Source organism: Pseudoalteromonas sp. c7(2019) (assembly GCF_011378625.1).
In the GTDB taxonomy this organism is placed as follows: domain Bacteria; phylum Pseudomonadota; class Gammaproteobacteria; order Enterobacterales; family Alteromonadaceae; genus Pseudoalteromonas; species Pseudoalteromonas arctica.
This window is the reverse complement of the sequence record NZ_WTKS01000069.1, coordinates 1-502: the sequence shown is the minus strand read 5'-3', so window position 1 is coordinate 502 and position 502 is coordinate 1. Positions and strand designations below refer to the sequence as shown.

The following is a 502-nucleotide window of genomic DNA, read 5'->3' as shown; positions in this document are numbered from 1 at the left end:
GTGCATGCAGACCCTGTGTTGTGTAAACATTTAGAGGCTGCCGGTTGTGCTGCTGTAATGCCGTTAGGCGCTCCTATTGGTTCAAATAAAGGCATTAAAACGGCTGACTTTTTAGAAATAATTATCGAACAAGCTAATATTCCAGTGATTGTGGATGCAGGATTAGGTAGCCCATCTCACGCAGCACTTGCAATGGAGATGGGCGCCGATGCGGTGTTAGTCAATACTGCCATTGCTGTCTCAGGTAACCCTGTTGCCATGAGTGAAGCCTTTGCAAAAGCGGTACAAGCAGGTCGCCAAGCTTATTTAGCGGGTTTAGGTGGGCAAAGCACACAAGCGATTGCCTCAAGTCCATTAACTGCATTTCTCGAGGCAAGCCTGTGACTTTTAGTGAAAAAATAAAAGAGTATCAATGGGATGATATTCGCATGTCTATCTATGCTAAAACCGCATCGGATGTACAACGTGCGTTATCAAAGTCGCGTTTAGACTTGGAAGATTT

Annotated in this window: 1 pseudogene; it reads left to right on the top strand. The window is 45.0% G+C overall.

Annotation, left to right across the window (positions count from 1 at the left end):
* Positions 1-384 (top strand): annotated as a pseudogene (locus GQR38_RS20050) (thiazole synthase); the annotation flags it as partial.
* Positions 385-502 lie beyond the last annotated feature (118 nt).